Genomic DNA, 18,177 nt, shown 5'->3' with positions numbered 1-18,177 from the left:
CCTCAGTACATCAGCGACGGCTCGCGCCGCTCGGCGGCGGCGGGGGTGGGCGCCTGCTCCTCGACGCCCTTGCGGACATGCCTGGTCAGCAGGACGACCTCGGCCACGGCGAGCGCGCCGTACAGGAGCGTGAAGATCGTCAGGGACGTGGCCACCTCGGCCAGGCTCACCCCCGGCGACACGCTGGAGGCGGTGAGCAGCTCGCCCGCGACCGTCCACGGCTGGCGGCCGATCTCGCTCAGCAGCCACCCGGCGATCACCGAGACCAGCGGCAGCGGCACCGCCAGGAGCATCGCCCGCGACAGCCACCTCGGGAACTCACGCCTGCGCCGGGTCAGCCAGAGGCCCAGCACCGACAGGCCCACCGTGGCCATCCCGAACCCCATCATCACCCGGAACGACCAGAACACGACTGGCTCGTTCGGCCGGTAGTCGCCCGGGCCGAACTCCTGCTCGAAGCGGCGCTGCAGGTCCTCGGTGCCCTGGACGGTGGCGTTCGGGTCGTGGGCGGACAGGAAGCTGAGGACCTTGGGGATCTCGATGCCCGGGACGAGGGAGAACGCCGCGCCGGCCGTGTCGCGCTCCAGGCCCTCGGCGGAGGCCAGCTTCATGGGCTGCTGCTCGTACATCAGCCTGGCCGACATGTCGCCGGTGCCCGCGACGACGGCGCCCGCGAGGGCCGTCATGACGAGGGCGGCGCGGGCCGCGCTGCGCCACATCGGGGCGCGCGTCCTGAGCAGCCAGTAGCCGCTCACGGCCAGCACGAATCCGCCCGCCACGATGAACGCCGCCCCGATCACGTGGGGCACCTGCGCCACCGCCGTGGAGTTGGTCAGCACGGCCCACAGGTCGGTCATCCTGGCCCTGCCGTCCACGACCTCGTAGCCGACGGGGTGCTTCATCCAGGCGTTGGCCGCGAGGATGAAATACGCCGACAAGTTGGACCCGATGGCGGCCGCCCAGATGCACGCCAGGTGCGCCTTCTTCGGCAGCCGGTCCCATCCGAAGATCCACAGCCCCAGGAACGTGGACTCCATGAAGAAGGCCAGCAGCGCCTCCATGGCCAGCGGCGCCCCGAAGACGTCGCCGACGAACGTGGAGTATTCACTCCAGTTCATCCCGAACTGGAACTCCTGCACGATGCCGGTGACCACGCCCATGGCGAAGTTGATCAGGAACAGCTTCCCGAAGAACTTCGTGAGCTTCAGGTAGTGCTCTTTCCCTGTCCGGTGCCAGGCCGTCTGCAGGCCCGCCACGAAGATCCCCAGACCGATGGTCAAGGGCACGAACAGAAAGTGGTACACGGTGGTCACCCCGAACTGCCACCGCGCCAGGTCAAGTGCGTCCATCTCCCCGCCGACTCCCTGAGCTCTACAGCGTGTAGTTTATCTACTTGAAGTAGTACTACAGCTCGTAGAGCAACGCGATGCGAGCTTGGTCACATCGCTCCCCGTTGGTTGTTGCCGCATCGAGGATCCCGTGCGGGCGGGCCCCGGCGCGTCCGCCGCCGGGGTGATTCAGGGGTACGCCTACCGGTCGACAGCCATGGCGGCCAGGTACGCCTGGAGGTTGCCCAGCTCGAATCCGCGGCGCTTGATCTTGTTGACCAGGATGCGGAAGTCCCCGGCCAGGTTGGGGCGGAAATGGAGGAGCAGGATGTCGCCCGGGCGCAGGCGCTTGTCGGGCACCTGGTAGGCGATCTTGCCGCCCGGCTGGACGGTGGCCGTCCAGAGGAGGACCGCCTCGATGCCGCAGCTCTTGGCGGCCCTGAGCGTGTCGGTGTTGTAGTTGCCGAACGGGGGCCTGAACAGCGTGGGCCTGGCGCCCAGCTCCTTCCTGATGACCTGGGAGGAGCCGCAGATCTCGCGGCGCTGGGCGTCCTGGGAGAGCAGGCGGAGGTTGGGGTGGGTGAGGGTGTGGTTCTCGATGGCGACGTCGGCGTTGCGGAGCTGCCGGAAATATCCCCATTTACCGGCACCTACGTATTTCCCTGGGCCGCCGGCCGGGTCCGGGGTGCCCTTGGCCTCCACGGCGTCGCGCATGGCGAAGGCGGTGATGGGGATGTGCTGGTCGCGTACCTGCTCGACGAAGCCCGGATCCTGCTCCCAGCCGTCGTCGATGGTCAGGAAGACGACCTTGCGCCTGGTGGGGATCGAGCTGATCACGGGCGGCAGGCCGCCGGCGCGTTCGACCGGGCGCACCTCGCCCGTGCGCGGCTGCTCGCCCGGCGGGCCGTGCCGGGTGGCCTTGGGCCTTGCGCTCGGCGAACTCGGGGCGGAGGTGGTGGCGTCGGGCCGGCGGACGCTCGCGGTCTCGGCGGGGGTGCACGCGGCGAGGAGGGCCAGCACGCAGGCGACGGCGGCCGGACGGGGCATGATCTTCAACGCGCGCATGGGGCCCCATCTTGCCAGGCATGATCCTCAAGTCTTGCCGTCCTCTGGCAGGTGTTGCCCTTATCCACCTGGGCCCGGCTGCTTAGAGTGGCGACATGAAGGTGGCGGGTACTGCCGTGATCGGCGTTCAGAGGGATCGGGTGTGGGCTGCGCTCCAGGATCCGGCGGTGCTGGCGAGCACCATTCCGGGATGCGAGTGCCTTGAGGAGACCGGGCCGGACACGTACCGGATGACCGTGAACGCGGGCGTCGCGTCCATCAAGGGCGTCTACCAGGGGGAGGTGTCGCTCACCGACCCGCTGGCGCCCGAGAGCTTCACGCTCAAGGCGCGCGGGCAGGGGGCGCCCGGGACGGTGGACGCCACCGTCGTGGTGCGGTTGAGCGAGGTCGACGACGGGACCCGGGTCGACTACGACGCCGACGCGGTGATCGGCGGGATGATCGGCGGGGTCGGGCAGCGCATGCTGGGGTCGGTGGCCAAGCGGACGGCGGGGGAGTTCTTCGCGGCCGTGGAGGATCACCTGTGTGCGGCGGCCGTCCCCGCCGGGGTACAGGCGCCCGCCGAGGCGGAAGCGGTGAGCCCGGCGGGCGGCGCCGTGTACGGGCGGGTCCCCAGACCGCACACGCAGACGCGGCCGTGGGTGATGCTGGCGTCGTTCGGGATGGGGGCGGGCATCGCGCTCACGGGCGTCGCGGTGGGCTGGCTCATCGGACGAGCCTCCCGGCGCCCATGAGGGCTCTCGCGGAAAAGGATCTCCAGGCGTAGCGTGGCTGGTATGCGGCAGGCACACGCGGAAGACGCACGAACCGAAGCCAGGAGAGTCGTTCGCAACCTGCTGGGCGACGAGCGTCCCACAGCCGAGACCTTGATCGTCGACGTGCGCCCGGTGCTCGGGGACGAGCGGACCGAGCGGACGCTGGAGCTCGCGCTCGGAGCCTCGCTCACCCGGCGCTCGGCCGAGCTGGCCGCCATCGCCGCGCTGCTCGTGGGCACCCGCGAGCTGGGCGAGGAGTGGTGGATCCGGCCCAGGGGCGGCAAGCTGCCCGCCCCCGACGAGGTGGTGCGCACGGCGGTCGCGATCGAGCCCTGGACCGATCTGACCGCGCTGGAGATGCTGGCCGCCTGGATCTCCGACGACGCCGCCGACCAGCTGTGGGGCCGGCCCGTCGCCGAGGTCGATCTCAACTCGTGGCATGCCGAGGACCGCTTCCGGCTGCCGCCCGGGGTGAAGCCGGGGCAGCGGCTGGTCGTTCACTTCGACGCCGGCGGGCGGCTCGACGCGGTCGTCACCCGCAGGCCCGACGAGGATCTCGGGTCCAACCTCGACTTCCACTCGCTGCGTTACTCCCGGCCCGCCGAGGCGCAGTGGAGCTGGGGGGTGGCGGCCGGGCTGGGGCCGCACCGGCTGCCCGGTGAGGACCCCGACCCGTACGCCCGCGAGGTCCCGGCCGCCGCCGGGGGAGTCCTGCGGGCCTGGGCGGTGCGGCACGGCGCCACCCGGGAGCAGCTCGGCGAGCGCTGGGAGACGGTCGGCGACGTGGTGGCCGCCATCGAACGCGTGGACTGGATGTGGCGGAGCGGGGAGTGGTTCGGGTGGTGGCGGGGCGCCTCGGCGCTCGTGGACGACTCGGCGTACCTTCCCTACCGCCTGGAGGAGCTGGCCGCCGGATAGCCGTCCGGCGAAAGGGTTGTGTGACAATCGAGGCGTGTCGCGACGTCGCCTCGGTTACCTGCTCAAGCACGCCAACCTGCGCCTGGGGGAGCTGACGGGGCCGGCGCTGGAGCCGTACGAGATCGACGGGCGGGAGTTCGGGGTCATGTCGGTGCTCCGCACGCCGGAGCCGCTCTCCCAGCTGGAGGCCGCCCAGCGGCTGGGCATCGACCGGACGACGATGGTCGCGCTGCTGGACGGCCTGGAGCGCAAGAAGCTTGTCGGGCGCCGGCCGCATCCCGCCGACCGGCGCAAGAACATGGTGGAGCTGACCGGCCACGGGCGCGAGGTCCTGGAGGCGGCCACCCGCGCCGTGGGCGTGGCGGAGGAGGAGTTCCTGGCCGGTCTGCCGGAGGAGGATCGGCGGCTGTTCAGAGACCTGCTGGACCGCCTGGTGTGAGGACGCTCCGGCCCTGACCCTGACCCTGGCCCTCGCCCTCGCCGAGCCGGCCGGAGCGGTGGTGGCGGCGGCAGAGCACCTGATAGCGCACCGGCGAGGCGTCGGTGTCGCCGATCACGACCTGCTCGCCCGTACGCGCCATGACCCCGCCCACCACCCTGGCGTTGAGCTGCCCGGGACGGCCGCACCAGCACAGCACCTCGACCTGCAGCCGGCACACCTCGTCCGCCAGCTCGAACAGCCGCTGCGCCGCCGGGAACATCACCGAGCGGAAGTCCGAGGCCAGCCCGAACGCGTAGACGTCCACGCAGTGCTCGTCCACCAGGTCCGCGAGCTGCTCGATCTGCGGGACGGTGTAGAAGCAGGCCTCGTCGCAGATGAGGAAGTCGATGCGGTCGTGGGAGGTGACCAATTCCACGATGTCGAGGGAGTCCTCCACCTCGATGGCCTCCAGGCCGAGGCCGATCCGGCTGGTGATCTTGGGGCCGCCGGAGCGGTCGTGCTTGGTCAGCACCAGACCACGCCTACCCTGGCGTCCGTGGTTGTAATTCATCTGGAGTGCCAAGGTGGACTTCCCGCAGTCCATGGGGCCGAAGTAAAACTTGAGCACGGCATCCCGGGCGCCAGACGGCACGGCAGACAAGGCAGACAGTTCAGTCACGGGGGGCCAGCTTAGTGGCTTGGCTTGTTCCATGACCTCGTGGGACATTTCTCCTCTGGAGTTCGCAGGAGGAACAGTGGTCACCGAGCTGAGGAGCCATGCGTAGCGTGCGTATCGGAGTGGACACCGGAGGAACGTTCACCGACGTGGTCGCGGTGGACGAGGCGACCGGTGAGATCCTCACGACCAAGACCCCCTCGACGCCCGCCAACCCGGCGGACGGGTTCGTCGCGGGCATCGAGAAGCTCGGTGAGCTCGACATCGGATCGATCGTCCACGGCACCACGGTGGCCACGAACCAGCTGCTCGAGGACCGGATCTCCAACCTCGGGTTCATCACGACCGAGGGCTTCGAGTACGTCCTGGAGATCGCCAGGCAGAGCGTGCCCGACGGCTACGGCAACTCCTACTTCTGGGTCAAACCGCCCAGGATCGTTCCCGTGCACCTGGTGAAGACCGTCGGGGGGCGGCTCGACCACCTGGGGCAGGAGGTGTGGCCGTTCTCGGAGGAGCAGGCCGTGGAGGTGGCCCGCTGGTTCCGGGCCAAGGGGATCAACGCGATCGGCGTCTGCTTCCTGCACTCCTACGCCAACCCCGGGCACGAGCGCCGCATGCGCGAGGTGCTGTGGCGCGAGCACCCGGAGGCGGTGATCTCGCTGTCGAGCGACGTGCTGCGCGAGTACCGCGAGTACGAGCGCTCGGTCACCACGCTGGTGGACGCCGCCGTCAAGCCCGCCATGCGCGGCTACATCGCGAGCCTGTCCAACCGCCTCGGCAAGCCGTTCTCCGTCATGAAGTCCAACGGCGGCATCCTGTCGGCCCGCGAGGTCGTCAACCAGCCGATCACCACCGTCCTGTCGGGCCCGGCGGCGGGCGCGCTCGGCGCGGCGCTCATCGCCTCCACGGCGGGGCACCCGTCGGTGATCACGCTGGACGGCGGTGGCACCTCGACCGACGTGGCCGTGGTGATCGACGGCGAGCCCTCGATCACCACCGAGGGCTCCGTGGGCCGCTACCCGTGCAAGATCCCGATGATCGACATCATCACCGTCGGCGCGGGCGGCGGCTCGATCGCGTGGATCTCGCCCGAGGGCACGCTCAAGGTCGGCCCCAGGTCCGCGGGCGCCGACCCCGGCCCCATCTGCTACGGCAGGGGCGGGACGGAGGTGACGGTCACCGACGCGCACGTGTTCCTCGGCCGGATCCCGCCCCACCTGCTCGGCGGCGAGATCCCGCTGGACGCCGACGCCGCGCGCGGCGGCATCGAGGCGCTGGCCGACAAGCTCGGCCTCACCCCCGAGCGGACGGCGACGGGCATCCTGGAGATCAGCGCGTTCAACCAGAGCAACGCGATCAGGCAGCTCACCGTCAAGCGCGGGCTGGACGTGCGGGACTTCCCGCTGGTGACGTTCGGCGGGTCCGGGCCGCTGCTGGCGTGCCGGCTGATCGACATCCTCGGCCTGCCGGCCGTGATCGTCCCGCGCGACCCCGGGAACGTTTCAGCGTTCGGGTTGCTGACGGTGGACGTCAAGAACGACTACGTCCGTACGTACGTCACCCGCGACCTCTCGCTCGGCAAGGCCGTCGAGATCTTCCACGACCTGGAGCATCAGGCGGGCGAGGCGCTCGACCGCGAGGGCTTCGACGACCCGGTCTACCTGCGCAGCGCCGACCTGCGCTACTACGGCCAGGCGTACGAGGTGCGGGTGCCGGCCCCGGCGGGCGAGATCGACGAGGACTGGCAGGCCGAGGTGGTCGACCGCTTCCACGCGGCCCACGAGAAGCTGTACGGGTACGCGTACCGCGACGACCCCCGCCACGGCGTCGAATGGGTGAACCTGCGCGTCTCCGGCATCGGCCCCATCACCCGCCCGGCCATCCGCCGCCTGGACAAGGCCGGCGAGGGCGCCACCTCGGTGCGTCCCGTGCATTTCGACGAGACCCGCGACACCGCGATCCACCAGCGCTCCGCCCTCGGCCCCGGCGCCACGGTCGCCGGGCCGGCCGTGATCGAGGAGTACGGCTCGACGATCCCGATCCACCCAGGCTTCACCGCGAAGGTGGACGAGTACGGAAATGTGGAGGTCCGCCGTGACTGATCCGATCTTGGTGGAGATCGTCGAGGGCACGCTGGCGTCCGTCGAGAAGGAGGTCGAGACGGCCATCGCCCGTACGGCCCGCTCGCCGATGATCCGCGACGCGCACGACTTCCGCGCGGGCATCCACGACGTACGGCTGCGCAAGCTCACCGGCCGCTCCTACAGCGCGCTCGTCCAGCCGGTGGTGCGCGACTTCCCGGTCGAGACGATGAAGCCCGGCGACGTGTACTTCCACAACGACGTCTACCTCTCCGAGGGCGGCATCGGCCACCTGCCCGACCTGTGCGTGACCGTGCCCGTCTTCCACGAGGGCGCCGTCGTGGCGTTCGTGCAGGCGTTCGGCCACCACGACGACATCGGCGGGTCCGTGCCCGGCTCCATGCCCTCGCACGCCCGGTCGGTGTTCGAAGAGGGCCTGATGGTGCCGCCGATCAAGTTGTGGGACCAGGGCGTGCCGAACGAGGCCGCGCTGCGCATCATGACCCGCAACTCCCGCATGCCCGACTCGCTGGCCGGCGACCTCGACGCCGAGTGCTCCGCCTGCCTGATGGGGGCGCGGCGGCTGGGCGAGCTGTTCGACCGGTACGGCAGGCAGGCCGTCGAGGAGTGCTTCGACGCGATCATCTCCAAGACCACCGAGACGTTCCGCAGGGAGCTGCTGGCCAAGATCCCCGAGGGGACGTACGTGTGGGAGGACTACGCCGAGCACGACGGCGTGGACGAGCCCCGCCTGCACGCCCAGCGGATCACGCTCACCGTCGACCACGCCGCCGACGCGCCGCTGACCATCGACTTCACCGGCACGTCGCCGCAGGCCAAGGGCCCGATCAACCACGCGGGCGACTACGCCGACGGCGTCTTCCTGAAGAAGTGGCTGGCCCCGGTGCTGCGCAACCTGGCCGACACGCCCGAGCGGATGGCCGAGCTGGACGTCAACGAGGGCGTCGTGCCCCTCATCAAGATGATCTTCCCGGAGAAGGGCACCCTGCTCACCCCGGTCTTCCCGGCCCCCACGAACGCCCGCACGTTCGTCATCCTGCGCCTGCTCGGCGTGCTCGCCGGCGTGCTGGCCAAGGCCACGAACGGCCGCATGCCCGCCGACCAGGAGACCATCCGCTACACCGGCGTGTACGGCACGGACGCCGACGACCAGCCGTACCTGATGCGCGAGGTCCTGGGCGGCGGCTCGGGCGGCCGCTGGTACGCCGACGGCGAGGACACCATCCACGTGGTGCCCGACTCGCGCAACATCCCGGTGGAGTTCGCCGAGGCGCGCTGGCCGTTCCGGGTGGAGCGGCTGGCGCTGGCCTGCGACTCCGGCGGGCCCGGCATGTTCAGGGGCGGGCTCGGCTACGACAAGCACATCAGGATGCTCAGGGACGCCTCCTACATGTCGATCGCCGACCGCTCGATCCTGTCCTGCTGGGGCGTCAACGGCGGCCTCGCGGGGCGGCCGTTCCGGGTGGAGATCGCGGGCAAGGAGATGGAGGGCCTGGTCGACGACCATCCGGTGCAGGCCGGTGAGCTGATCCGCATCCGTACGACCGGGGGCGGCGGCTGGGGCTCCCCGTACGACCGCGACCCCCGGGCGGTGGCCGCCGACGTGCGGGACGGGAAGGTGTCGATCGCGGGCGCGCTGGGCGACTACGGCGTGGTGCTCGACGGCGACCGCATCGACGAGCAGGGCACCGCCGAGCTGCGCGCCCGCCTGCGCCCTCCGGGCGACCGCTTCTTCGACCGTGGGCCCGGGTACGCGAAGCTCTCGGGCGGACGCGCGTACGCCGAGGTGGACGAGCTTTAGGGAGATACCGCCGTGCGCATTGTCCTGGCCGGGCTGGCCACCAGCCATCCGTACACCGACGCCCACACCCTGGCCCGCCACGCGGAGCTGGTGGTGTGGGAGCAGGACCCCGAGCGGCTGCGGCGCTTCACCGACCAGCACCCGACGGCGAAGGTGGCCGGCAGCCTCGGCGAGGCGCTGGCCACCGGGCCCGACGGCGTGGTGCTGACCGTCCCCAACCCGCAGGTGCCCGAGGCGCTGGCCCGGGTCCTGGAGACCGGCGCCCCCTGTTTCGTGAACAAGCCGGCCGCCGCCAGCCGGGTCCAGCTCGACGCGCTCGACCGGCTGGCGATCGGCGACCGGGTGCTGTCGAGCTCGGTGCTGAGGTTCGCCCCCGCGTTCGCCGGGGTCCGGGTCGATCCCGGCGAGGTGCTGGCCGTGCGGGCCACCGTACGGCACGACGTGGGGTTGTGGGCCGACGGCTACAACGCCTGGCAGGACACGCCCGGCGAGGGCGGCGGGACCATGGTGACCATGGGCATCCACGGCGTCGAGCTGCTGGTCGCCCTGCTGGGGCCGGACGTGCGGCTGGTGGGCGCCGCCGGGGCCAAGCGGCACTACCAGGGCCTGCGTTCCGAGGACACCGGCGTGATGGCGCTGCGGTGGGGGAGCGGCGTCACGGGGACGGTGGAGATCCTCGGCGTCTCCGAGGGTGAGGCCTACACCGTCACCGTGCACAGGCGCGACGGCTCCGAGTCGATCGTGATCGAGAGCGGCGACGACCCGGTCAAGGGGCTCGGGTACGAGGGGACGATCGACGCGTTCCTCTCCATGGTGCGCGGCGCGCCCAGCCCGGTGCCGTGGGAGCAGACCAGGGCGATCCTCGATGTGCTGGTCACAGCCCGTGAGGTCGCCTGACCCAGTTGTGCGTACCCGTTGACAGCCGAAGTCTGCGACAGTTACGGTCTGGACCGTAAATAACAGACGGAGGAGATACCCGCGTGCGCACGACAGCGGAACTCGAGGAGCGACTGGCCCGGCCCAGCGCCGGGCTGGTGGACGATCTCAGCGGGCTCGACGGCGACATCCTGATCCTGGGCGCCGGCGGCAAGCTGGGGCCGAGCCTGGTACGGCTGGCCCTCAACGCCACGAACGGGGACCGGCGGATCATCGCGGTCTCGCGCTTCTCCGAGCCGGGGCTCGCCGAGTCGCTGGCCGAGGACGGCGCGACGGTGGTGTCCGCCGACGTGGCCGACGAGCAGGCGCTGCGCGACCTGCCCGACGCGCCGAACGTGGTCTTCCTGGTCGGCGCCAAGTTCGGCACGCAGGGGCACGAGCACGCCACCTGGTTCACCAACGCGTACCTGCCCGGGAGGGTCGCCGACCGCTTCCGGCACAGCCGGATCGCCGCCCTGTCCACCGGGAACGTCTACCCGCTCGTCCCCGTCACCGGCGGCGGCAGCACGGAGGACTCCCCGACGGGGCCCGTGGGCGACTACGCCATGAGCTGCCTGGGGCGCGAGCGGGTGCTGACGCACTTCTCCGAGACGTACGGCACGCCGCTGTCGCTCGTCCGCCTCAACTACGCGGTCGAGCTGCGCTACGGCGTGCTCATCGACCTGGCGCAGAAGATCCTCGCCGGGGAGCCCGTCGACCTGTCGACGGGCCAGGTGAACGTGGTCTGGCAGGGCTACGCGAACGAGGTCACGCTCCGGTCGCTGGCCCTGGCCTCCGCGCCGCCGTACCTCCTCAACGTGACCGGGCCCGAGCTGCTCTCCGTGCGGCGGATCGCCCTGGACCTCGGCGCGGCGCTGGGCAAGGAGCCCGTGTTCACCGGGGAGGAGGCGCCGACCGCGCTGCTGTCGAACGCGGGGCGCTGCCACCGCCTGTTCGGCTACCCGGAGCTCACGCCCGCCGAGCTCATCGAGCACACGGCGCGATGGGTGGCCGACGGCGGGCCGCTGCTCGGCAAACCCACCAAGTTCGAACGCCGTGACGGCCGTTTCTGACCGGCTCCGGCACCCTGCCCGCCACCCTGCCCGCCACTCTGCCCGCCCACACCGACCAACACCAAGGGGGACCTCACGTGCTCAGCACGGCTCCACAGGCGCAGACGTCCGTTCGTGACCTGTTCAGGCGCGGCCTGGTGATCCCGGCGCACCCGCTCGCGCTCACCGAGGACAGGAAGCTGGACGAGCGCCGCCAGCGGGCGCTGACCCGCTACTACGTCGAGGCGGGCGCGGGCGGGCTGGCGGTGGGCGTGCACACGACGCAGTTCGCCATCCACGGCACCGGCCTGCTGCCGCCCGTGCTCGAACTGGCGGCCCGCACCGCCAAGGAGGTCGAGCGCGAGGTGGTGCTGGTGGCCGGGGCGACCGGGCCCACCGCCCAGGCGGTGGCCGAGGCGGAGCTGGCCAGGTCGCTCGGCTACCACATGGTGCTGCTGAGCCCCTACCGGGAGCTCGACGAGAACGCGCTCATCGAGCGGGCCAGGGCCGTGGGCGAGGTGCTGCCGGTGATCGGCTTCTACCTGCAGCCCGCGGTGGGCGGGCGCACCCTGTCCCGTGACTTCTGGACGCGGCTGGCCGCCGTGGAGTCCGTCGTCGGCATCAAGGTCGCGCCCTTCGACCGCTATCGCACGCTGGACGTGCTGCACGGCGTCGTACGGGCGGGGCGGGCCGGGGAGGTGGCGCTCTACACGGGCAACGACGACCACATCCTGGCCGACCTCATCACCTCGCACCGGGTGGTCGTGGACGGGCGCGAGGTGGAGGTCGAGTTCGTCGGCGGGCTGCTCGGGCAGTGGGCCGTGTGGGTGCGGCGGGCCGTCGAACTGCTGGAGGAGGCCAAGCTCGCCCGGGGCGGGGACGACGCGGTGGTACGGCGGCTGCTCACGCTGGACGGGCACCTGACGGATGCCAACGCGGCCATCTTCGACTCGGCCAACGGGTTCCATGGGTGCATTCCGGGCATCCACGAGGTGCTGCGGCGGCAGGGGCTCTTGGCGGGGCGGTGGTGCCTGGACCCGGCGGAGGAGCTTTCGCCGGGGCAGCTCGCGGAGATCGACCGGATCTGGGGCGCGTACCCGTGGCTCCGGGACGACGACTTCGTCTCGGCCGGGCTCGACCGCTGGCTCTCCTGACCCCATGCCCCTCCTCCCCACCACCCCCACACCCACCACCCCTGTGCCCGGGGTGCGGGGGTCAGAGGGTCAGGCGGTAGAGGGTCAGGGGACGGCCGCTGGTGCCGCTGGTGAGGTTGCCGGTGCGCTCCGCCAGGCCCGCGAGCTCCAGCCGATGAAGCATGCGCCGGGCCGTGCGTTGCTGGACGGCCAGCCGTTCGGCGATCTCCCGGGTCGTCAGCGGCTCGTCCCCCGCCGCCGCCCGCGCCTCCAGGAGCTTCTCCAGCGTGGGCACCGACAGGCCGACGCGGCGGGCGATGACCGACAGGTTCTGCGCCCCCGTGGGCGCCGGGGTGACCGACTCCAGGACGATGTCCGTGTCCGCCCGCAGCGACAGGACCGCGGCCACCTCGCCGATCCGGCGTGCCCTGGCCAGGGCACGGCGGGCCAGGCTCTCGGCCTCCGCCGCGCTGCGGCCCAGGCCGAAGCCGACGCGTACGACGTCGTTCTGGCCGGCCAGCCGCGCCAGCATGGGCAGCCCGGTGAAGCCGCCCGTGGCGTCGTGGAGCGGGCCGCGGGTCGTCACCAGCAGGTGCGTGCCGCCGCGGAAGGCCGCCAGGGTGCCGCCGAGCGCCGTGGCCTCGCGCAGCAGGCCCTCCTCGTTGGCCACCTCGACGAGCCCGATCGCGATCTGGGCGTCCTCCTGGGCCTGGCCCTCGGCGGTCAGCATGAGCTGGCGCAGCGCCACCCGTACCGAATGGACGGAGGGCACCAGGCGCAGCACGTGGCGCTCGTCGCGCAGGGCCTCGTGCACGGAGCTCAGGCAGGTGATCACCGCGTGCGCGGGCCCCTTCCGGTGGAAGGTGACGGCCTTCTTGGAGGTCATCTCCGGCCGGTACGGCAGCGTGCGCAGATCGCCGGTGGGCAGCCCGGCCTCGGCGAACGTGGTCTGGACGTCGGCGGCCGACAGCGTGTCGATCGACAGCCGGGTGATGTCCTGGCCCTCGTGCTGGAGGCGTACGAGGGCGCTGAGCAGCGTCGCGCCCGAATAGTCGACGAACGCCGCCGGGCGGGTGAGCGCGTCGGCGTCACGCGAGAGCATGTAGGGCACTATGCCGGTGAACAGCCACCCCTCCACGGAGGAGGCGTGCGCCTCGACGATCGCGGGCGCCTGAGACTCGTGGTCGTAGTCGAGGCGCAGCGTGCTGACGCCCGGCTGCTCCTCGCAGACGGCCGCGACGTCGTCGACCAGGTCGTGCGGGCCGACGACCCCGATGACGATTCCCACCCACGCCTCCCTCTCGCTATTTTCGGTCAAGACCGCAATCATATCTTGTGAGGTGCCCGGTGAAGTTCCCGTCCATGGCAGAAGCGGACGGCCGTACGCTCGGCGACGAGGAGGTGGCCGCCGCCGAGCGGGTGATCCGCTCGGGCATGCTCAACTCCGTCTGGGGGACCGAGGCGCGGGCGCTGGAGCGTGAGATCGCCCGAGTCTACGGCTCCCGTCACGCGATCACCTGCAGCTCCGGCACCGCGGCCCTCCACCTGTCGGTCGTCGCGGCCGCGCCGGACCCCGGAGACGAGATCATCACGACCCCGATCACGGATTTCGGGACCGTGGCCCCCATCTTGGCGCAGAACGCCGTCCCTGTCTTCGCCGATGTGGATCCCTCCGACGGCAATCTCGATCCGGACGCGGTGGCCGCGCTCATCGGCCCCCGTACGAGGGCGATCATGGCGGTCCACCTGTTCGGTGCGCCGGCCAGGGTCGGCGAGCTGCGCGCGCTCGCCGACGAGCACGGCCTGACGCTGATCGAGGACTGCGCGCAGGCCTGGCTGACCGAGCTGCCCGGCGGCGGGCTCGCGGGCACGGCGGGCCAGGTCGGCTGCCTCAGCCTGCAGCAGTGGAAGCACATCACCTGCGGCGACGGCGGGGTGGCGATCACCGACGACGACGAGCTGGCCAGGCGGATGCGGCTGTTCTCGGACAAGGGGTGGGACCGCGCGGCCGGCCGGTCGCACGCCGGCTTCGGGATCAACTACCGCATGACCGAGCTCCAGGCCGCCGTGGCGCGCGCTCAGCTCGCGAAACTCCCCGGCGTTCTCGCGGCCCGCCGCAGCACGGCCGGACAGCTCCTGGACGCGCTGAAGGGCCTCCCGGGGGTACGCCTGCCGCGTCCGGACGGCCACGCCTGGTGGTTGTTCCCGATCGTGTGCCCGGACGGCGACGCGCCCGAGCTGGCCGCCCACCTGGCCGCGGCCGGGATCCCGGCGCGGGCCGGCTACCTCGCCGAGCCGCTGAACAGGGCGCCCGTGTGGGACGCTGCCATCTACGGCTCCTCCCGCTATCCGCTCGAGGACTACCGGCCCAACCCCTGCCCGCAGGCGGAGCTCATGGTGGACCGTACGCTGCTGGTCATCGACTGGAACGAGGCCTACACCCCCGAGCACGTCGAGCTGATCGCCCAGGAAATCACGAAATTTCGGGCTCGACCGTAGTTACGTTCATGTATCAGGGATTGACCCGGTCAGACGCGCTCATTAGGTTTCGGTCAGGACCGGTATTAGTTGAAAGGAAGCCGCCGATGAAGAAGGCAGCGGCAGTCGGCCTCGCGGCCGCCCTGAGCCTCGCGGCCGCCGGGTGCGGATCCAGCAGCGGCTCGGACAAGAGCACCGTGACCCTGTGGATGTATCCCGTCATCGGAGACCAGGCCAAGGCCCAGGCGTTCTGGGGCAAGGTGGAGAAGGACTTCGAGACCGCCAACCCCACGATCGACATCAAGATCGACCAGCAGCCCTGGGAGGGCCGCCAGGAGAAGGTCACCACCGCACTGGTCTCGAAGAAGGGCTTCGACCTGGTGGTGCTCGGTCCCGACCAGATCCCCCAGTACGCCCAGCAGGGCACGGTCGAGGCGGTGGACGACATCGTCGCCCCGGCCAAGTCCTCCTACCTGCCCAACTCCCTGGCCGCCCTCACCGTCAACGGCAAGCTGTACGGCGTGCCGATCTACCAGACGATCACCGCGCCCATCTACAACAAGAAGCTGTTCGCCGACGCGGGCGTCGAGAAGGTGCCGGAGACGCTGGCGGAGCTGAAGGAGGCCGCGCCCAAGCTGGCCGCCAAGAAGGTCGCCGTACTGGACTACCCGGGCAAGCCCGACGTCAGCCTCAACCAGAGCTTCTACCCGATCCTGTGGGCCAACGGCGGCACGGTCTTCTCCGCCGACGGCAAGAGCGTCGCCTTCAACGGCCAGGAGGGCGTGGCCAGCCTGCAGTTCCTGCTCGACCTGAAGGCCGTGGGCGGGCTGCCGGAGAACACCGCGAGCAAGGCCAACGACATCGAGGGCGGCCCGCTGGCCGCCGGCAAGACCGCCATGTACCACGCGGCCACCGCGGGCATGGCCGACCAGCTCGGCGCCGCCATCGGCGCCGACAACGTCGGCATCGGCCTGCCGCTCGAAGGGACCAAGCGGGTCGCGTTCGGCATCCCCGGCGCCCTGGTGCTGGCCAAGCACTCCGAGAGCAAGGACGCCGCCAAGAAGTTCGCCACCTACCTGGCCTCGCCCGAGGTGTCCGGCGGGCTGGCCAAGGAGTCGGGCTTCTTCCCCGCCCGCACGGACGTGACCGTGCCCGACCAGTCGGCGGCCTCCAAGGAGTTCGCCAAGTCCCTGCAGTACGCCTTCCCCGGCGACACCCACCCCAAGGCCCGCCAGGTCATGGGCGTGCTCGCGCCGCACATCCAGGCGGCGCTGCTCGGCAAGGAGGACGCCAAGACCGCGCTCGACGCGGCCGCCAAGGAGGCCAACCAGCTGCTCGGCACCGGCTGACCCCCGCACACCGCCAGAAAGGAAACACCCGGTGCGTCAACGCCTGCGTGACCCGGTCACCGGCCTGCTGTTCGTGCTGCCCGTGCTCGTGCTGTTCCTGATCTTCCGGATCTTCCCGTCGCTCGGCGCGGCGGGGATGAGCCTGACGAACTGGAACATCGGCGGCGACTGGGAATTCATCGGCACGGACAACTACGCCCGGCTGCTCGACGACGTGAACTTCTGGTTGAGCCTGCGGGTCACGCTCGTGTACGTGGCGATCTACGTGCCGCTCACGCTGCTCGTGGCGCTCGGCACGGCGCTGCTGCTCAACCAGGTGGTCTTCATGCGCGGGCTGTTCCGCGGCATGCTGTTCCTGCCGTACGTGACCAGCTTCGTACTGGCGGGCATCATCTGGCGCTGGATCTACGAGTTCGACGGGCTGATCAACGGCCTGCTGGCCAAGGCGGACCTCGGCCCGGTGGCGTTCCTGGAGCAGTCGGCCGTGATCCTGCCCGCGCTGGCCGTCGTGTCGGTGTGGAAGGGGTTCGGCTACTCGATGCTGATCCTGCTGGCCGGGTTGAAGTCGATCCCGTCCTCCTACCTGGAGGCGGCCACGGTGGACGGGGCGAGCGCGTGGCAGCGGTTCCGCAGGATCACGCTGCCGCTGCTCAAGCCCACGATCTTCTTCGTCGTGGTGATCGAGACGATCAGCGCCTTCCAGACGTTCGACACCGTGTACGTGATGACGGGCGGCGGCCCGGCCCGGGCCACCTACACGCTCATCTTCGGCATCTACGACCACGGCTTCCGATCGTTCGACTTCGGCTACGCCGCCACGTGGGGCATGGTGCTGTTCGCGATCGTGCTGATCGTGTCGCTGGTCCAGCGCCGCTTCCTGGATCGGGGGAACACTTGACATCCTCTCCCTCGTACACGTGGGAGAGTCCCACGGTCGCCCGTGAGAGTTCCTGTTTCACCGCCGGTTGCCCGTCTGGAAGGGACTTCCGTTGAGGTCTTACACCAGCTCCGCAGGCGTTTTAATTGTCCACCAGCCCGGCGGCCAAGATATTTTTCGCCGCATTCACGTCCCGATCATGGGACGCGCCGCACGTGCACTGCCAAGCCCGCACGTTCAGTGGCATGGACGGTTGGATCATCCCGCACCCCGAACACAGCTTGGAAGAAGGAAACCAGCGGTCGACAACCAGCAGGCGCCGCCCGTACCAAGCCGCCTTGTATTCCAGCATGCGGCGGAGCTCACGCCAGGCCGCCTCAGAGATAGCGCGCGCCAAGCGGTGGTTCTTCACCATGGTGCGGACGGTCAGATCTTCCACGGCGATCACTTGGTTTTCGCGAACAAGCCGTGTGCTGACCTTGTGCAGATGATCGCGCCGCCGATCGGCGATCCGGGCATACACCTTGGCGACCTCGAGCCTCGCCTTGGCCCGGTTGGCACTGCCCTTCTCCTTGCGACTCAGCGCCCGTTGCGCCCGGGCCAGCCTGCGCCGATCGGCCCGCTCGTACCTCGGATTCGCGATCTTCTCCCCGGTGGACAGGGTGACCAGCGCTTTGAGTCCCGCATCCACCCCCACCATGCCCTGCACTGGTTCCAGCGGCGCGATCTCCTCCTCGACCAGCAGGGACACGAACCAACGACCCGCCGTGTCCCTGCTCACCGTCACCGTCGACGGCTGTGCACCCAGCGGCAGCGGACGCGACCACACGATGTCCAGCGGCTTATCGATCTTCGCCAGTGTGAGGCGGCCCTCACGCCAGCGGAAGGCCGACCGGGTGTACTCCGCGGACGCCCGCGACTTCTTTCGCGACTTGAACGCCGGGTATTTCGCGCGCTTGGCGAAGAAGTTTGCGAACGCCGCCTGCAGATGCCGAAGCGCTTGCTGCAACGGCACCGACGACACCTCCCTCAGGAAGCCGAACTCGGCGCTGCGTTTCCATGCTGTGAGCATCGCCGAGGACTCGGTGTAGCCGACTCGCCGCCCCTCGCGGGTATAAGCGCGAGTGCGCTCCTCCAAGGCCTTGTTGTAGACCAGGCGGACACAGCCGAAGGTCCGGGACAGCTCTGCGGCTTGTTCGGGAGTCGGGTAGAAGCGGTACTTGTAGGCCCGCTTCACGCTGTGTGCCACGACGTTCATCTTAGCGTAACCATGGCCATGATTCGCTTACTTGTTCCCATCCAGGGCG

The 18,177-nt window shown here is 70.4% G+C and carries 15 protein-coding genes and 1 pseudogene; 11 read left to right on the top strand and 5 right to left on the bottom strand.

Annotated elements, in window-relative coordinates:
- Positions 1-2 precede the first annotated feature (2 nt).
- Positions 3-1,349, bottom strand: coding sequence for a cytochrome ubiquinol oxidase subunit I (locus ACWEPL_RS01385; RefSeq protein ID WP_452434630.1), 1,347 nt, complete (start codon positions 1,347-1,349; stop codon positions 3-5).
- A 180-nt stretch (positions 1,350-1,529) separates the two neighbouring features.
- The gene (locus ACWEPL_RS01380) at positions 1,530-2,393 is read right to left on the bottom strand and encodes a polysaccharide deacetylase family protein (protein WP_452434628.1); all 864 of its coding nucleotides are present in this window, start codon (positions 2,391-2,393) and stop codon (positions 1,530-1,532) included.
- 116 nt (positions 2,394-2,509) lie between these two features.
- On the opposite strand from ACWEPL_RS01380, the gene ACWEPL_RS01375 reads away from it, so the two are divergent.
- From ACWEPL_RS01375 to ACWEPL_RS01365, 3 genes are read left to right on the top strand one after another with little or no spacing between them, the layout of a single operon-like run.
- The gene (locus tag ACWEPL_RS01375; protein WP_355194632.1) at positions 2,510-3,127 is read left to right on the top strand and encodes an SRPBCC family protein; all 618 of its coding nucleotides are present in this window, start codon (positions 2,510-2,512) and stop codon (positions 3,125-3,127) included.
- A 42-nt stretch (positions 3,128-3,169) separates the two neighbouring features.
- Positions 3,170-4,066, top strand: a complete 897-nt coding sequence (locus tag ACWEPL_RS01370) for a hypothetical protein (protein WP_363965693.1) — start codon at positions 3,170-3,172, stop codon at positions 4,064-4,066.
- A gap of 34 nt (positions 4,067-4,100) precedes the next feature.
- Entirely contained in the window at positions 4,101-4,505 is a 405-nt protein-coding gene (locus ACWEPL_RS01365) for a MarR family winged helix-turn-helix transcriptional regulator (RefSeq protein WP_363965691.1), read from the top strand.
- Here ACWEPL_RS01365 and ACWEPL_RS01360 read toward each other — a convergent pair.
- Positions 4,477-5,199, bottom strand: a complete 723-nt coding sequence (locus tag ACWEPL_RS01360; RefSeq protein ID WP_363966592.1) for a thymidine kinase — start codon at positions 5,197-5,199, stop codon at positions 4,477-4,479. The two genes, ACWEPL_RS01365 and ACWEPL_RS01360, sit on opposite strands and share 29 nt — an antisense overlap.
- 65 nt (positions 5,200-5,264) lie before the next feature.
- Here ACWEPL_RS01360 and ACWEPL_RS01355 point away from each other — a divergent pair, with 65 nt between their 5' ends.
- The 5 genes from ACWEPL_RS01355 (at position 5,265) to ACWEPL_RS01335 (ending at position 12,187) form a co-directional block, all read left to right on the top strand.
- A complete protein-coding gene (locus ACWEPL_RS01355; RefSeq protein WP_452434627.1) occupies positions 5,265-7,265 on the top strand; it encodes a hydantoinase/oxoprolinase family protein in 2,001 nt (666 codons plus the stop codon).
- Positions 7,258-9,066, top strand: a complete 1,809-nt coding sequence (locus tag ACWEPL_RS01350) for a hydantoinase B/oxoprolinase family protein (protein ID WP_363965687.1) — start codon at positions 7,258-7,260, stop codon at positions 9,064-9,066. The genes ACWEPL_RS01355 and ACWEPL_RS01350 overlap by 8 nt, the downstream gene beginning before the upstream one ends.
- A gap of 12 nt (positions 9,067-9,078) precedes the next feature.
- Positions 9,079-9,963, top strand: coding sequence for a Gfo/Idh/MocA family protein (locus tag ACWEPL_RS01345; RefSeq protein ID WP_452434625.1), 885 nt, complete (start codon positions 9,079-9,081; stop codon positions 9,961-9,963).
- A gap of 83 nt (positions 9,964-10,046) precedes the next feature.
- Positions 10,047-11,054: an NAD-dependent epimerase/dehydratase family protein gene (locus ACWEPL_RS01340; protein ID WP_452434622.1), complete on the top strand. Its 1,008-nt coding sequence runs from the start codon at positions 10,047-10,049 to the stop codon at positions 11,052-11,054.
- 77 nt (positions 11,055-11,131) lie between these two features.
- Positions 11,132-12,187, top strand: coding sequence for a dihydrodipicolinate synthase family protein (locus ACWEPL_RS01335; RefSeq protein WP_350722569.1), 1,056 nt, complete (start codon positions 11,132-11,134; stop codon positions 12,185-12,187).
- A gap of 61 nt (positions 12,188-12,248) precedes the next feature.
- Here the strand turns inward: ACWEPL_RS01335 and ACWEPL_RS01330 are convergent, their stop codons facing one another.
- Positions 12,249-13,454, bottom strand: a complete 1,206-nt coding sequence (locus ACWEPL_RS01330) for a helix-turn-helix domain-containing protein (protein ID WP_350722567.1) — start codon at positions 13,452-13,454, stop codon at positions 12,249-12,251.
- 74 nt (positions 13,455-13,528) lie between these two features.
- Here ACWEPL_RS01330 and ACWEPL_RS01325 point away from each other — a divergent pair, with 74 nt between their 5' ends.
- From ACWEPL_RS01325 to ACWEPL_RS01315, 3 genes are all read left to right on the top strand, one after another.
- Positions 13,529-14,665: a DegT/DnrJ/EryC1/StrS family aminotransferase gene (locus tag ACWEPL_RS01325; protein ID WP_363965681.1), complete on the top strand. Its 1,137-nt coding sequence runs from the start codon at positions 13,529-13,531 to the stop codon at positions 14,663-14,665.
- Between the two features lie 86 nt (positions 14,666-14,751).
- The gene (locus ACWEPL_RS01320; RefSeq protein ID WP_350722563.1) at positions 14,752-15,993 is read left to right on the top strand and encodes an extracellular solute-binding protein; all 1,242 of its coding nucleotides are present in this window, start codon (positions 14,752-14,754) and stop codon (positions 15,991-15,993) included.
- A 31-nt stretch (positions 15,994-16,024) separates the two neighbouring features.
- Entirely contained in the window at positions 16,025-16,891 is an 867-nt protein-coding gene (locus tag ACWEPL_RS01315; RefSeq protein ID WP_350722561.1) for a carbohydrate ABC transporter permease, read from the top strand.
- Between the two features lie 34 nt (positions 16,892-16,925).
- On the opposite strand, the pseudogene ACWEPL_RS01310 reads toward ACWEPL_RS01315, so the two are convergent.
- Positions 16,926-18,119 (bottom strand): annotated as a pseudogene (locus tag ACWEPL_RS01310) (RNA-guided endonuclease InsQ/TnpB family protein); the annotation flags it as partial.
- Positions 18,120-18,177 lie beyond the last annotated feature (58 nt).

This window comes from Nonomuraea sp. NPDC004186 (assembly GCF_053603495.1).
This window is presented reverse-complemented; position numbering and strand designations above follow the sequence as displayed.

Excerpts from the sequence above, each read along its gene's own strand:
- ACWEPL_RS01385 (WP_452434630.1), bottom strand. The coding sequence starts at position 1,349 with ATGGACGCACTTGACCTGGCGCGGTGGCAGTTCGGGGTGACCACCGTG.
- ACWEPL_RS01380 (WP_452434628.1), bottom strand. The coding sequence starts at position 2,393 with ATGCGCGCGTTGAAGATCATGCCCCGTCCGGCCGCCGTCGCCTGCGTG.
- ACWEPL_RS01370 (WP_363965693.1), top strand. The coding sequence starts at position 3,170 with ATGCGGCAGGCACACGCGGAAGACGCACGAACCGAAGCCAGGAGAGTC.
- ACWEPL_RS01360 (WP_363966592.1), bottom strand. The coding sequence starts at position 5,199 with ATGGAACAAGCCAAGCCACTAAGCTGGCCCCCCGTGACTGAACTGTCT.
- ACWEPL_RS01355 (WP_452434627.1), top strand. The coding sequence starts at position 5,265 with ATGCGTAGCGTGCGTATCGGAGTGGACACCGGAGGAACGTTCACCGAC.
- ACWEPL_RS01325 (WP_363965681.1), top strand. The coding sequence starts at position 13,529 with ATGGCAGAAGCGGACGGCCGTACGCTCGGCGACGAGGAGGTGGCCGCC.
- ACWEPL_RS01320 (WP_350722563.1), top strand. The coding sequence starts at position 14,752 with ATGAAGAAGGCAGCGGCAGTCGGCCTCGCGGCCGCCCTGAGCCTCGCG.